The organism is Pedococcus sp. P2_D7 (genome assembly GCF_056404295.1).
The window spans coordinates 48,382-60,739 of record NZ_JBFUEH010000006.1 but is presented as its reverse complement, the minus strand read 5'-3'; the positions used below and the strand labels follow the sequence as shown (position 1 = coordinate 60,739).

Below are 12,358 nucleotides of genomic sequence, written 5' to 3'. Positions count from 1 at the left end.
CGTCCGGGCAGTCCCGGCAGTCCCGGCAGGGTGTTCAGGGCAGGGCGGTCAGGCGCCGTCGTCGTAGCGCGGGTCGAGGTCGCCCGGAGGCAGGTTGAACAGTCCGGCCACCTGCTCGACCACGACGTCCTGCACGATCGCGGTGAGGTCCCGCTGGCTCTCGGCGCGGGCCTCGATCGGCCTGCGGTAGATGACGATCCGGGCAGGCTGCCGTCCGTGGGCGGGAAAGGCCCGGCCGAGCGGGGCGCCCTCGCGCTCCCACGGCGCAGGGTCGGTGGGCGGGACGTCCTCCACCGCGAACTCCAGCTGCTCGAAGCGCGGCCCGAGCCGACCTTCGAGGCGGGCCGCGCTGTCCAGCACGAGGTCGTCGAACTGCTGGCGCCGCGTGGTCATCGCCGGCACGGCCGGCCACGCCAGCGGACCGCGCACGCCACGGCCGCGGCGGTCCCGCCGACCGGGCCCGGAGGAGCGCTGGGGGGAGCCGGCCGAAGTCACTCCCGCAGCCTACGGCGTGCCGACCCGGCGGCCCCGCCGTGCTGGCATAGAGTCCGCGACGTGAGTCTGTCCAGGAGGTGCTCCCGCACCGCGTGCTCCAAGCCCGCCATCGCGACGCTCACCTACGTCTACGGCGACCAGACCGCGGTGGTCGGCCCGCTCGCGACCTTCGCCGAACCGCACACCTACGACCTGTGCGCCACCCACGCCGAGGGCCTGACCGCCCCGCGGGGCTGGGAGATCGTGCGCCTGTCGGGCGAGTACGTCGAGCCCGAGCCGTCGCACGACGACCTCCTGGCCCTGGCGAACGCCGTGCGTGAGGCTGGCCGTCCCCGGCTCGGCGAGGCCGCCGTGCAGGCGCGCCGCCAGCCTGCCGACGAGGATGCGTCCGGCGCGATCGAGACCGGTCGCCGAGGACACCTGCGCGTGCTGCGCGACTCCTGAGACCGCTAGGGTTTCGGGCGTGCCGAAACCCGTGCTGTCCGACTTCGTCAAGGCCTATGACGTCCGTGGTCTGGTCCCCGACCAGCTCAACGTGGACGTGGCCTGGGCGCTCGGAGCTGCGTTCGCGCAGACCGTCATCGCCCCTGAGGGCGCGTCGGGCGTGGTGATCGGCCACGACATGCGCCCGTCGTCACCGGAGCTCTCGCGCGCCTTCGCGGCAGGTGTCACGGCCCAGGGCCTGGACGCCACCCTGATCGGGCTGTGCAGCACCGACGGCCTCTACTACGCCAGTGGCGCCCTCGACCTCCCCGGCGCGATGTTCACGGCGTCGCACAACCCGGCCCAGTACAACGGCATCAAGCTCTGCCGCGCGGGCGCCCGTCCCGTCGGGCAGGACTCCGGCCTGGCCGACGTCAGCGCCCTGGCCCAGCAGCTCCTCGACACCGGCACCAGTGCCGGACCGGTCGACGGTCGCGTGGGCGAGGTGGTCGAGCGCGACCTGCTGACCGACTACGCGGTGTTCCTGCGGGGCCTCGTGGACCTCTCCGCCGGACGCCCCCTCAAGGTCGTCGTCGACGCCGGGAACGGCATGGGCGGCCACACGGTGCCGGCGGTCCTCGGCACGGCCGCAGGCCTGCCCGAGCTCCCGCTCGAGGTCGTGCCGCTCTACTTCGAGCTGGACGGCACCTTCCCCAACCACGAGGCCAACCCGCTCGAGCCCGAGAACCTGCGCGACCTGCAGGCTGCGGTCGTCGAGCACGGCGCCGACCTCGGGCTCGCCTTCGACGGCGACGCTGACCGCTGCTTCGTCATCGACGAGCGCGGCGAGCCGGTCAGCCCGAGTGCCGTGACCGCGCTGGTGGCCACCCGCGAGGTCGCCAAGCGGGTCGCTGCGGGCACCGCCGCGGCCGACGTCGCCGTGGTCTACAACGTCATCTCGTCGGCAGCGGTCCCCGAGATCATCGCCGAGCAGGGTGCGCGCGGCGTCCGCACTCGCGTGGGGCACTCGTTCATCAAGGCCGAGATGGCCCGTGAGGACGCCGTCTTCGGCGGCGAGCACAGCGCGCACTACTACTTCCGCGACTTCTGGTTCGCCGACACCGGCATGCTCGCCGCGATGCACGTCCTCGCCGCCCTCGGCGAGCAGGCCGAGCCGCTCAGCCGGCTCACCGCGGCATACAGCCGGTATGCCGCGTCCGGCGAGATCAACTCGACCGTCACCGACGCGCCGGCCGCGACCGCGCGGGTGCGGGAGTGGGCGGCCGAGCGGGGTGCGGAGTTCGACGAGCTCGACGGGCTGACGGCGACCCACGCGGCGACGCAGGACTCCCCGATGTGGTGGCTCAACCTGCGCGCCTCCAACACCGAACCGCTGCTGCGACTCAACGTCGAGGCTGCCGACCGAGACACGATGAGCCAGGTGCGAGACGATGTGCTCGCACTGGTGAGAGGAGAACGCTGATGTCGCAAGGACAGGACGTCCGGATCGAGCCGTGGCTGCGGGAGATCCTGAGGTGCCCGGCCTGCCGCTCCGAGCTCACCGACGCCACCGTGGAGGGCAAGCCCGAGCTGCACTGCACCAACGCCGAGTGCGGACTGCAGTACCGCATCGACGACGGCGTGCCAGTGCTGCTGGTCGACGAAGCCCGCAAGCCGGTCTGACGGACTGCCGGCGCGACGATGGCCTCCTTCTTCGACGAGTCGCGCGTCGACAGTGACGAAGCGCTGACGGCCCTCGACTCGCACCAGACGCTGCGGGCCCTCGCCACGTCCGGTGCCCAGGTCCGCGAGGCCGTCGCCCTGTCCGCAGAGGCGGGGATCGAACGGGTCGGAGGGGGTGAGCGGCCGCGCTCGGTGCTCGTCGCGTCGCTGGGCGGGTCCGCCGTCGTGTGCGACGTCCTAGAGCTCCTGGCCGAGCCGGGGTCGCCGGTGCCGGTGAGCGTACGGAGGAACGTGCCCCTGCCCGGCTGGGTGGGCCCCCTCGACCTCGTCATCGCGGTGTCCCTGTCGGGCCGCGCTCCGGGTCCGCTCGCGCTGGCCGCCGAGGCCGCCCGCAGGGGCGCCTCGCTGCTGACTGTCGGCGCCGTGGACTCGCCGCTGGCCGACGTGGCCGCACAGGCCAGGGGCGTGCACATCGGCATCGGCCGTGGCCGGACGACGTCCCGGACCGCTCTGTGGTCCCTGCTCGCACCGGTGCTGCTCGGGGCCGGCCACCTGGGCATCGTCGACGTCGATGCCCGCGTGCTCACCCAGACCGCCGACCGCCTCGACGAGCTGGCCGAGACCTGCCGGCCGTCGTCGGAGTCGTTCGTCAACCCGGCGAAGGTCCTCGCCGCCGACCTCGCCGAAGGGGTGCCGGTCGTCCTCGGCGACGGCCCCCTCAACGGGGTCGCCGCGGGCCGCGCCACGTCGATGCTGGCCCGGACCGCCCGCGTGCCGGCCACCTCGGGCGAGCTGCCCGACGACGCGGCCCAGGTCGTGGCGTGCTTCGACGGACCGTTCACGGCGGCCTACTCCGGTGGGGCACCGGCACTGGCGACGGGTCAGGACCGCGGCGACGACATCTTCGCCGACCCGTTCCTCGACGGTCCGGCAGCCCCCCGCCTGTCGCTGCTCATGCTCCGCGACGTCCTGCCCGACCCGCTGACCCGTGCGGCCGACGAGGCGCGGATCCTGGCCGAGGCCGTGACGACCGCTGCCCGCGAGGCGGGCGTGCGGGTCAGCGAGGTGACCGCCGAGCCGGGGCACCCCCTGACCCGGCTCGCCGGCCAGATCGCCACGACCGACTTCGCCGCGACCTACCTCGCGCTCGGGCTGGGGCTCGACCCGGCGGTCTCACCCCACGTGGCCGACCTGCGCGGGCGCACCGGCGGCTGAACGTCAGGGACGGACCGAGCGGATCAGCTCTACCGCGTCGCCCACGACGCCCCGCATGCCGGGCAGGCGGCTCAGCCGCACCAGCTTGTCGACCAGGGGGACGACCTGGCGCACGAGGGCCCGCGTGCGCGTCTGGCCGGCGCTCGAGTCGTGCACCCAGAACAGCACGACCCCCATCTGGAGCAGCCACAGCAGCTCGGGCAGCTCGGCCCGGATCGGTGCCGGCACCTTGAGGTCCGACCCGTCGACCACTCTCCGGAACAGGTCGATGCTGGCCTCGCGGGCGCCCCGCGACTCGCTGCTGAACGGCGACAGGGGACTGGTGGGCTCGGCGGCGACCTTGAAGAACTTGCCCGCGAACCCGTGGAACGGCTCGGCGACGTCGACCCACGTCGTCAGCACGCCGCGCAGGCGGTCGGCGAACTTCTCGGTGCGCTCGAGCGAGTCGTGCGCCGCGGCCGCGTGCTCGACCTGGATCTGGTCGTAGAAGGCCTGGACCAGGTGCTCCTTCGATGCGAAGTAGTAGTAGGCGTTGCCGATGCTGACGCCGGCCCGGTCGGCGACGGCGCGCATGGTGGTCTTGTCGTAGCCACGCTCGAGGAAGAGCTCCTGGGCGGCCGCCGCGATCGCGGCCCGGGTCTGCTCGCCGCGGTCGGACCGGTTGGCTGGGTCAGACCGGTTGGCAGAGTCCGTCACAGTCGTCAGCGTAGCCACCCCCTCCGGAGGGGGTGGGCACGCCCAACTCAGCTGCGTGCGTCGTGGTGAGGGAGGCGCGCAGCCCTGCGGCGGCATACGCCATCGCCCTGGCGACGGGCACGCCGAGGGGGGTGGACAACCGGAGGGCGAGGTCGCGGTGCTCGACGGTGGCCCACAGGCAGGTGACCCACGCGCTGGCGCCGGTCCACACCGCGCCGGTGTCGGCCACGACGGTGATCTCGCGGAGGGTGGCGGCGTGGTCGAGGCGGGGGAGCAGCTCACGGGCGGCGGCGGAGCCGGCAGGGACCGCGGTGACCGGCACGAGGTGCGGCTGCCCGACGAGCCAGGACCGGAACCGCGAGCACATCGGGCAGCCGGCGTCGTAGAGGACGACCAGCTGGTTCACGGCCCGGCCTCGACGCCGTGGGCGTGGTCGCCCCGGGTGCGGCGGCCCCGGGTGCGGCGGTCCCGGGTGCGGTCTGGGGTGCGGTCGGCGAGGACGGCAACCCCCAGGCCAGCCACGGCGGGGGCCACGAACACCCCGACGCTGAGGAGGCTGAGGACGGTCAGGACGCCCAGCAGCGCCACGACCACCAGGGCGGCCACCTGGGCCCCTCGCCCGCCCGGCCCGAGCAGCAAGGCCCCGACGACCAGGCAGGCGGCCAGCGGGATGCCAGCCACGACCACCCCCCACCACCCGTTCTCACCCACGAGGGTGGTCGAGCTCGAGGTGGTGCTGACCGCGCCGGTCGAGTCCGTGCCGCCCGTCTCCCCGGAGTAGACCGGCACGGTGAGGGCTGCCACGACGAGCGCGAGGCTCCAGAGGGTGGCGCCGGCGAGCGCGATCCGGGCCGTCGGCATGGCGGTCAGCCCATCGGGGCGGGGAAGGGCTGGGTCCAGCCCTGCGGCGGGACCGGGGGAGCGGCCATGGCGTCGAGGCGACCCCGACGACGGATCCTGTTGAAGACGTAGACGTTGGTCAGGTGCACGACGCCGAGCATCAGCAGGACGACTCCCATCTTCACGCTGAGCACCTCGACGATGGCGCGGGCGTTGGCCAGGGTGTCGCCGACCCGCAGGTAGAGGGCCACGACGCCGAGGTTGAGCAGGTAGAAGCCGACGACGAGCAGCTTGTTGACCGCCTCGGCGAGGTCGTCGTTGCCGTCGAACACGTCGACGAGGAACACCCGGCCGTTGCGCGACAGGGTCGACCCGACCCAGATGGTGAGGGGGACGGCGATGAGCAGGTAGAGCAGGTAGGCGATGACCGCGTTGTCCATGGCACTCCTTCAGGAGACGTTGTTGAACGTGTTCAAGTTGATGGAGCTGACGGTAGCAGACGATGTTGAACATGTTCAAGTGTCGTGGTCCGTCCCCTGTCCCGAACCCAGCCGCTAGGGTCACCGCTCGTGGCCACGAACCGACCCGCGCCCGCGTGGCTGCTGCCCACCGGCATCGGCGTGGTGGCGGTCGTCCTCGCGTGGCTGCGCTGGATCGACCCGTCGACCTGGAACCTGGTCGACCTCGACGTCTTCCTCCAGGGCGGGGAGGCCGTGCTGCACGGTGGCGACCCCTATCGCGCCCCGGCCGACGCGCTCGAGTTCACCTACCCGCCCTTCGCGGCGGTCGTCTTCGTCCCGCTGGCGCTGCTCGGAGGTGCCGCGGCGTGGGTGCTGACGGCGCTGTCGCTCGTGGCGCTGGTGGTCGTGGCGCGGCTCTCCCTGCAGGAGGGGCGACCAGCACCCACCCGGCCGGCCCCGCTGGGCTGGCTCGTGGTCCTGGTCCTCGTGGCCTGGGTGCTCGAACCGGTGCAGCGCACCTTCCTCTTCGGTCAGGTCAACCTCGTCCTGTGCGCGCTGGTGATGCTCGACGTCTTCGTGGTCCCACCGCGCTTCCGTGGCTACCTGACCGGCCTGGCGGCGGGCCTCAAGCTGACCCCGGCGTTCTTCGTCGTCTACTTCGCGGTGCGGCGCGACTGGCCCGCGGTGGCCCGCAGCGCCGCGGCCGGCCTCCTCTCGGTGCTCGTCGGGTGGGTGGTGCTGCCCACCGAGTCCGCGCGCTACTGGCTCGACGACCTGACGACGATGGGCAAGTTCGGTGGCTACGCGCAGGAGCCGACCAACCAGTCGCTGCGGGCGCTGTGGGTCCGGCTGCTGGGTGGCGACCCAGGCCCGTGGTACCTGCTCAGCGCGGCGCTCGTCGTGGTCCTCGTCGGGTGGGTGGCCACCCGGCTCACCCGCGCCGGTGACCCGTTGGCCGCGCTCACGGCGGTCGCGGCCGGATCGCTGCTGGTCTCGCCGATCTCCTGGACCCACCACTGGGTCTGGGTGGTGCCCGCCCTGGTCGTGCTGGCCCGAAGGGGTTGGCGCGTGGCCACCGTCGTGGTCGCCCTCCTGATGTACCTGCCCCCGATGTGGGCGGCCGACGGCGACCCGCTCCGGCTGTCGCCGGCCGAGCAGCTCGTGGCGTCGACCTACGTCGGGCTGGCGCTGGCCTTCCTCGTCGCGCTCGCCGTGCGTCCGGCGCGGTCCTCAGTGAGCCGGCGCGGATCCGTCACTGCGCGAGACTGATCACCTGGGCGGTCGGCAGGGCCACGAGGTCCGCGCTCTCCACGAGCACCTTGCTGGCGCGGATGCCGCTGCCGATGACCACGCGGCCGGCGGCGACGACGGCTTCGTCGACGAGGACCGGCCAGTCGGCCGGGAGCCCGATCGGCGTGATGCCGCCGTACTCCATCAGGGTCAGCTCGACCGCCTGGTCCATCGGGGCGAAGCTGATCTTGCGCACGTCGAGGTGTCGGCGCACCGCCCCGTTGATGTCGGCGCGCATCGAGGCCAGCACCAGCACCGCGGCATACCGCACCTCACCGCCCCGCTTGCCGGCGACGACGACGCAGTTGGCCGAGTGCTCCATGGCGACGTCGTAGGCCTCGCAGAAGGCCGCCGTGTCGGCGAGGGTCGGGTCGATCGACGCGACCCGGGCGGAGGCGACGGTGCCGATCGCGTCGGCGACCGGAGCCGCCAGCAGCGAGGTATGCCGGGTCGCCGGCTCCCAGCCCAGGGTGCCTTCAGCGCTGCTCACCACCGCAGACTATCCGAGCAAATGCCGACCAAACGGGCGATGCATCCCCCTCGGCGCTTGGGCATTCTGGAGGCGCCGACCCCCGCCCGAAGGACCTCCCTGCCATGCCTCGCCCGACGCGACTCGAGCTCTTCACCCGCGCCCTGTGGCTCGCCATGGTCCCCGGCGCCGTGCTGTTCTGCGCCATGCAGGTCGCGGTCCACATCAGCCACGGCATGGTCGGTGCGGACTCCCACGCCTACTGGGTCGCCGCGGGCTCCCCGCAGACCTGGTACACGACCCCGCCCGACCACGTCGACGCCTACCTCTACTCGCCCGCCTTCGCACAGCTGCTCTGGCCGCTGGGCTTCCTCCCGTGGCCGGTGTTCCAGGGCGTGTGGTTCGCCGCCCAGGCGGCCGTGCTCGCCTGGCTGCTGAAGCCGCTCGGCTGGCGCAGGGGTTTGACCGTGGCCCCCTTCTTCGTCGCCGAGCTGTTGCTGGGCAACGTCTACCTGTTCCTCGCCGCCGCCCTCGTCCTCGCGGTCAGGGGCCGGCCGGGTGCGCTCGTGCTCCCCTTGCTGACCAAGGTGACCCCGGCCGTCGTCGGACTCTGGTTCGTCCTGCGAGGCGACTGGCGGGCGGTGCGCTCTGCTGCGGTCGCCCTGGCCGTCGTGGTGGGGGTGTCGGTGGCCCTGGACCCGCAGGCCTGGCCGCGGTGGGTCGAGTTCCTCGCGTCCAACGCGGGCGCCGGGGGACCGTGGTTCCTCGTCCGGTTCGCGGTCGCCATCGCCCTGGTGGTCTGGGCCGCGCGCACCGGGCGCGCGTGGCTGCTGGCGCCCGCCCTGCTGCTCGCCTGTCCGGTCTTCAGTGCCTTCAGCCCCTACACCGTGCTCGGCGCGGTGCCACGCTTGCGCCTCTGGGAGCGGTCGCAGGCCGAGGAGCTAGGGACGGAGCAGCAGGAAGCCGTCGTCGCGGGCCGCGACCGTCCAGCCACGCTCCCGCTGTAGGGCCGTCGCCAGGGGCACGTCCGCCCGCACCAGGGCCGCGGCCGGCTGGTGCTGATCGAACCCTGCCTGCCACCCCGGTTCGGCGCCCATGACGCGCAGGTAGGTCCTGGCCTGGGCCGGACCGTAGAGCTCGGCCCGGGTGTCCGCGGTCTGGCGCAGCGAGGGGAAGGTCCACATGACCCAACCACCCAGCGAGTCGTCGTTGTAGACCACGGACCCGGCGGGAAGGGCCCGCAGCGCGGCAGTGGTCCCATCGGGGACCGACACCGGCTGCTCGGGCCCGGTGGCGGCGAGCAGGCCGCAGACCATCGTGACGGTGAGGACGAGTCCCGCGACGACGATGGGCTCGCGCCCCCGGGCCGGTCGGGCCCGGCCGAGGACGGCGTCGAGCGCCTTCGCGGCGAGGGGGGCGATGATGATGGCGCCGACGGCGACCGTGCGGGAGTAGGTGAGGCCCCAGCCCACGCCCACGACGAGGATCCCGCCGGCGCCCCAGCTGACGAGCGAGTGGCGACGCGCCCAGCCGAGGGTCACGAGGAGCACGAGCACCAGCAGGCCGATGGTGGAGGGGTCGGTCAGCTCGGGGCGTCGCCACTCCTGGATGTAGGGGCTGACGGCGCGCACCGGCCCGAAGGCGGTGAGGATCCCGAGACCCAGGGGCGTCAGCAGCGCCGCTCCCGCGCTGGCCACCGGGACGAGGGCCAGGTGCACGGCCTGCCGCACGGAGACCTTGCGGTCCAGCACGAGGCCCGCGGTCGTGACGAGACCGAGCATGATCCCGACGACCCAGGTGCCGTGGCTCGAGGCCCACACCCAGGTGACGGGGACGAGCCACCAGGGAGCGCGCTGGTCGCTGAGCACGCGTACCCAGGCGCTCGCCGTGACGGCCAGCAGGGCGAAGCCCACCAGCTGCGGCCGGGGACTGAGGCTGGCGGCGGTGGCCAGGACCGTGATGCCGGTGATGAGCGTGGCGGCCAGCGGCCCGCTGGTGCGGCGGCAGGCGACGTAGACGGCGACGCACACGGCCAGTCGCCCGAGCTGGGCCAGGAAGGCCACGGCCGGCAGGCCGCCCCACTGGTTGGCCAGTGAGAGGGCCAGCTCGGGTAGCCACTGGGTGAGCACCCAGGGCTGGCTGGTGAACGACGACAGCGGGTCCGGGCCGCTGAACTGCCAGGTGTCTCGCAGGTGGTCGCCAGCCAGCACGTGCCACAGGGTGTCGGGGTCGGCGATCCCGGTGCCGACGTTCCGCGACAGGACCAGCAGGAGGAGGCCGAAGGCGACCACCGGAGCCCAGCGCAGGATGCCCTCGGGGGCCGGCAGGGGCGTCGCGTCGGCGGATCGAGGGGACGGCTGCTCCGCGTCGGTCACAGAAGGGCTCACCACGGCGCTGACCCTAACGGCCCGACGGCGGCGAGTCGGCCGCGAATCGTTGGCCGGTGGAGACATTGGCCGTGCCGGACAGGTCGGTGGCCTGGACGTTCGAGATGCGCAGCGCTGCGAACCCGCCGTCCCCGCCGGGGATGCGACTGATCGCAGCGGTGCTCGTGAGGCTGACGAGCGTCAGTCCGGGTGCAGCGGCCACCTCGAGGACGACCGGACTGACCCCCGCGGTGAGCGTGATGGTCTGCGCCGCGACCCCGGCACCGCTCACCTCGACGGTGCCCGGCTGGTCGTCCAGCGCTTCGATGCCGAAGCTGATGCGGAGGCGCCGGGGCGCGGCCCCCAGGTTGGCGACCTGGAGCGTGGCCGTCGGGCCGGTCCACTGGCTGGGGGTGCGGTCCTCGCCCACCTCGACGAGGGACCCCGGGAGCGTGACCAGGGAGGGTCGCAGGACGTCGGCGCGCCGGGTGGACTGCTCAGCCGTGGGAAGCGCCCGGATCGTGTCGCGCAGCCGGGCGAGGGAGTATGCCGTGAGGCTGCCGTCGCGGGTCTGGGCGGCGGCCGGGCCGAGGGCCTTGCCGAGGTCGCCCGTGGGGTCGGTGCCGGTCGCGTAGCCGGCCCGGTCGACCTCGACGGCGCAGAAGCCTGCGGCAGCGAGGTCGTCGAGCAGGCGCGGGGTGTCCGAGACCGGCAGGGCGAGCTGCCAGTCGGCCCGCGACGTGCCGCGCATGGCGCCGTAGCTCCAGGTGAGCCCGGTGGTCGGGGCGAGTGCCGGGAGGAAGTGCTCGTAGTCGCCCATCGACCCGGCCGGCGGCTCCTCCGGGTAGCGGGTGACCGGGAGCTGGAACACCGCGCACCCGGGCCCGGTGGCCTGGCGCAGGGTGGACGTGAAGCGGTCGAGGTCCTGCTGGGTGGCTCGGAGCGACTGGTAGTCGGGGGCCACGCCGGGGTTCGTCTGGTCGAGGACCCCGAGGAGGATGAGCCCTGCTGCGAGTGGCCAGGCGAAACGACGACCGCGATCTGCTCGCGAGGCCCAGAGGCCGACGGCCAACAGGCCGAACAGCGCGATGAGGACGACCAGTCGCGACCAGGTGCGGATCTGCGGGGTGACGAAGAGCGCGAAGACCGAGCCGAGTCCGCCCTTGGTGTAGAAGGCGAGCGACACCAGCAGGAGGGCCGTCAGCGTGCCGAGGGTGGCGGGCACCCGGTGACCGCTGGCGAGGTTGCGGACCGTGAGCCACAGCAGGCCCACCACACCGGCCAGGGCGACGATCCCCAGGGCCGGGTGCTCGACGCTGGGTGGAGCGACGTACCCGTAGGCGGTGGTGAGGAACGCGAACGGCTCGAAGCGGTGCTCGTGCCACGGCAGCACCAGGTCGATCAGCTTGCCCGAGTAGCGCTCCGCCTCCCCGATGGTGCGCTCGGCCGGCAGGTCCGAGGTGACGAGGTCGACTCCACGCCCACGGACGGTGACGGCCAGGCTGAGTGCGCAGGGGACGGCCACGAGGAGGGCGCTCGCGACGCCGGGAAGCAGCCCGACGGCTCGACGGGTGCGGGCCAGCTGGACCAGCAGCGCCACGGCGAGCAGGACGAGGGTGAAGGCGACGTAGTAGACGTCGGAGAGACCCACCGCCAGGGCGATCAGCACGGTGCGCAGCCCCAGGAGGGCAGCCGGGCGTCGTTGCGGTCCGGGCCTCGTCAGGTCGTGCACGGGTGGCCAGAGCGGGTGTCCCTGCATGGTCCGCAGGGCGAGCCACACTCCCAGCGGCACCACCCAGTAGGCCGCCAGCCAGAGGTGGCTGAACCACTCCTGATGTCCTGGCAGGACGGCGAAGAGCGTGCCCACCATCACGGCGTGGGGGCGGTGGATCCCGAGCTGTCTGGCCAGCCAGTACGCGGTGAGACCGGCTGCGGGGAAGCCCGCCACGAAGAAGATGACCGCGGCTGTGACGGGGTCGCCGGTCAGGTGGCCGAGGACGCGGACGGTCAGGAAGTTCAGCTGGTCCGCGGTCGCGAACCAGCTGCCGTTGAGGCCGAACGGCGCGCCCACGAGGTTCGACGACTGGTACTGCGAACCCTCGACGATCGCGCGCACCTGCAGGAGCAGCTGCGGGGAGTCGCCCGCGAGGCTGAGCGGGATCGCCGGTCGCCAGCGCCACAGCTGGAGGGCCTGCACCGCCGCCAGCAGCGACAGCACCGCGGCAAGGACGGGCCCCGCACACCGGGTCGCCAACGAGAGCGCGCTGTCCCGGCGGCCCGCGGGCGCGACCGAGGGCGCGACGCTCTCCCGCGTTGCCTGCGTGGTGCTCATCCCCACGAGTATGGAGCCGTCCCTGCGCCGAGCTCGTGCTGACCGGCCCACTTCGGCCAAATGGACGAGGCGCCCGCCCATCAGGCAG

Annotated in this window: 14 protein-coding genes; 6 read left to right on the top strand and 8 right to left on the bottom strand. The window is 73.2% G+C overall.

All coding sequences use genetic code 11. From position 1 onward, the window contains the following. Positions 1–48: 48 nt before the first annotated feature. Positions 49–495, bottom strand: a complete 447-nt coding sequence (locus tag AC1DWJ_RS15360; protein ID WP_477621245.1) for a metallopeptidase family protein — start codon at positions 493–495, stop codon at positions 49–51. A gap of 60 nt (positions 496–555) precedes the next feature. On the opposite strand from AC1DWJ_RS15360, the gene AC1DWJ_RS15355 reads away from it, so the two are divergent. Genes AC1DWJ_RS15355 through AC1DWJ_RS15340 form a run of 4 tightly spaced genes read left to right on the top strand, consistent with a single transcriptional unit; the run spans position 556 to position 3,816 of the window. Further along, on the top strand, positions 556–939 hold the full coding sequence (locus AC1DWJ_RS15355) for a DUF3499 domain-containing protein (protein WP_056922854.1): 384 nt from the start codon (positions 556–558) through the stop codon (positions 937–939). A gap of 19 nt (positions 940–958) precedes the next feature. Next, positions 959–2,401 carry a phosphomannomutase/phosphoglucomutase gene (locus AC1DWJ_RS15350; protein ID WP_477621244.1) on the top strand — a complete coding sequence of 481 codons (1,443 nt, stop codon included), beginning with the start codon at positions 959–961 and terminating at the stop codon, positions 2,399–2,401. Then, positions 2,401–2,601: a Trm112 family protein gene (locus AC1DWJ_RS15345; RefSeq protein WP_457252492.1), complete on the top strand. Its 201-nt coding sequence runs from the start codon at positions 2,401–2,403 to the stop codon at positions 2,599–2,601. The genes AC1DWJ_RS15350 and AC1DWJ_RS15345 overlap by 1 nt, the downstream gene beginning before the upstream one ends. 18 nt (positions 2,602–2,619) lie before the next feature. Continuing rightward, positions 2,620–3,816, top strand: a complete 1,197-nt coding sequence (locus AC1DWJ_RS15340) for an SIS domain-containing protein (protein WP_477621243.1) — start codon at positions 2,620–2,622, stop codon at positions 3,814–3,816. 3 nt (positions 3,817–3,819) lie between these two features. Here the strand turns inward: AC1DWJ_RS15340 and AC1DWJ_RS15335 are convergent, their stop codons facing one another. From AC1DWJ_RS15335 to AC1DWJ_RS15320, 4 genes are read right to left on the bottom strand one after another with little or no spacing between them, the layout of a single operon-like run. Continuing rightward, positions 3,820–4,512 carry a TetR family transcriptional regulator gene (locus tag AC1DWJ_RS15335; RefSeq protein ID WP_477621242.1) on the bottom strand — a complete coding sequence of 231 codons (693 nt, stop codon included), beginning with the start codon at positions 4,510–4,512 and terminating at the stop codon, positions 3,820–3,822. After that, on the bottom strand, positions 4,487–4,918 hold the full coding sequence (locus AC1DWJ_RS15330; RefSeq protein WP_477621241.1) for a DCC1-like thiol-disulfide oxidoreductase family protein: 432 nt from the start codon (positions 4,916–4,918) through the stop codon (positions 4,487–4,489). Before AC1DWJ_RS15330 ends, AC1DWJ_RS15335 begins: the two co-directional genes overlap by 26 nt. Next, positions 4,915–5,373 (bottom strand): hypothetical protein, encoded by a 459-nt coding sequence (locus AC1DWJ_RS15325; RefSeq protein WP_477621239.1) that lies wholly within the window; start codon positions 5,371–5,373, stop codon positions 4,915–4,917. The genes AC1DWJ_RS15330 and AC1DWJ_RS15325 overlap by 4 nt, the downstream gene beginning before the upstream one ends. A gap of 5 nt (positions 5,374–5,378) precedes the next feature. Then, positions 5,379–5,792 (bottom strand): hypothetical protein, encoded by a 414-nt coding sequence (locus tag AC1DWJ_RS15320; RefSeq protein ID WP_477621238.1) that lies wholly within the window; start codon positions 5,790–5,792, stop codon positions 5,379–5,381. Positions 5,793–5,921: 129 nt separating this feature from the next. Here AC1DWJ_RS15320 and AC1DWJ_RS15315 point away from each other — a divergent pair, with 129 nt between their 5' ends. Beyond that, positions 5,922–7,082 carry a glycosyltransferase 87 family protein gene (locus AC1DWJ_RS15315; protein WP_477621237.1) on the top strand — a complete coding sequence of 387 codons (1,161 nt, stop codon included), beginning with the start codon at positions 5,922–5,924 and terminating at the stop codon, positions 7,080–7,082. Here AC1DWJ_RS15315 and AC1DWJ_RS15310 read toward each other — a convergent pair. Next, positions 7,066–7,593: a YbaK/EbsC family protein gene (locus AC1DWJ_RS15310; protein WP_477621236.1), complete on the bottom strand. Its 528-nt coding sequence runs from the start codon at positions 7,591–7,593 to the stop codon at positions 7,066–7,068. The two genes, AC1DWJ_RS15315 and AC1DWJ_RS15310, sit on opposite strands and share 17 nt — an antisense overlap. Positions 7,594–7,697: 104 nt before the next feature. Here AC1DWJ_RS15310 and AC1DWJ_RS15305 point away from each other — a divergent pair, with 104 nt between their 5' ends. Next, positions 7,698–8,579 (top strand): glycosyltransferase 87 family protein, encoded by an 882-nt coding sequence (locus AC1DWJ_RS15305; RefSeq protein WP_457252484.1) that lies wholly within the window; start codon positions 7,698–7,700, stop codon positions 8,577–8,579. On the opposite strand, the gene AC1DWJ_RS15300 is transcribed toward AC1DWJ_RS15305, so the two are convergent. After that, positions 8,514–9,962 (bottom strand): hypothetical protein, encoded by a 1,449-nt coding sequence (locus AC1DWJ_RS15300; protein ID WP_477621235.1) that lies wholly within the window; start codon positions 9,960–9,962, stop codon positions 8,514–8,516. The genes AC1DWJ_RS15305 and AC1DWJ_RS15300 overlap by 66 nt on opposite strands. Before the next feature lie 10 nt (positions 9,963–9,972). Then, on the bottom strand, positions 9,973–12,270 hold the full coding sequence (locus tag AC1DWJ_RS15295) for a hypothetical protein (RefSeq protein WP_477621234.1): 2,298 nt from the start codon (positions 12,268–12,270) through the stop codon (positions 9,973–9,975). Positions 12,271–12,358: the final 88 nt, after the last annotated feature.

Bases quoted from the DNA above. Each gene is read 5' to 3' on its own strand.
- AC1DWJ_RS15345 (WP_457252492.1), top strand. From the start codon at position 2,401: ATGTCGCAAGGACAGGACGTCCGGATCGAGCCGTGGCTGCGGGAGATC.
- AC1DWJ_RS15340 (WP_477621243.1), top strand. From the start codon at position 2,620: ATGGCCTCCTTCTTCGACGAGTCGCGCGTCGACAGTGACGAAGCGCTG.
- AC1DWJ_RS15325 (WP_477621239.1), bottom strand. From the start codon at position 5,373: ATGCCGACGGCCCGGATCGCGCTCGCCGGCGCCACCCTCTGGAGCCTC.
- AC1DWJ_RS15320 (WP_477621238.1), bottom strand. From the start codon at position 5,792: ATGGACAACGCGGTCATCGCCTACCTGCTCTACCTGCTCATCGCCGTC.
- AC1DWJ_RS15305 (WP_457252484.1), top strand. From the start codon at position 7,698: ATGCCTCGCCCGACGCGACTCGAGCTCTTCACCCGCGCCCTGTGGCTC.
- AC1DWJ_RS15295 (WP_477621234.1), bottom strand. From the start codon at position 12,270: ATGAGCACCACGCAGGCAACGCGGGAGAGCGTCGCGCCCTCGGTCGCG.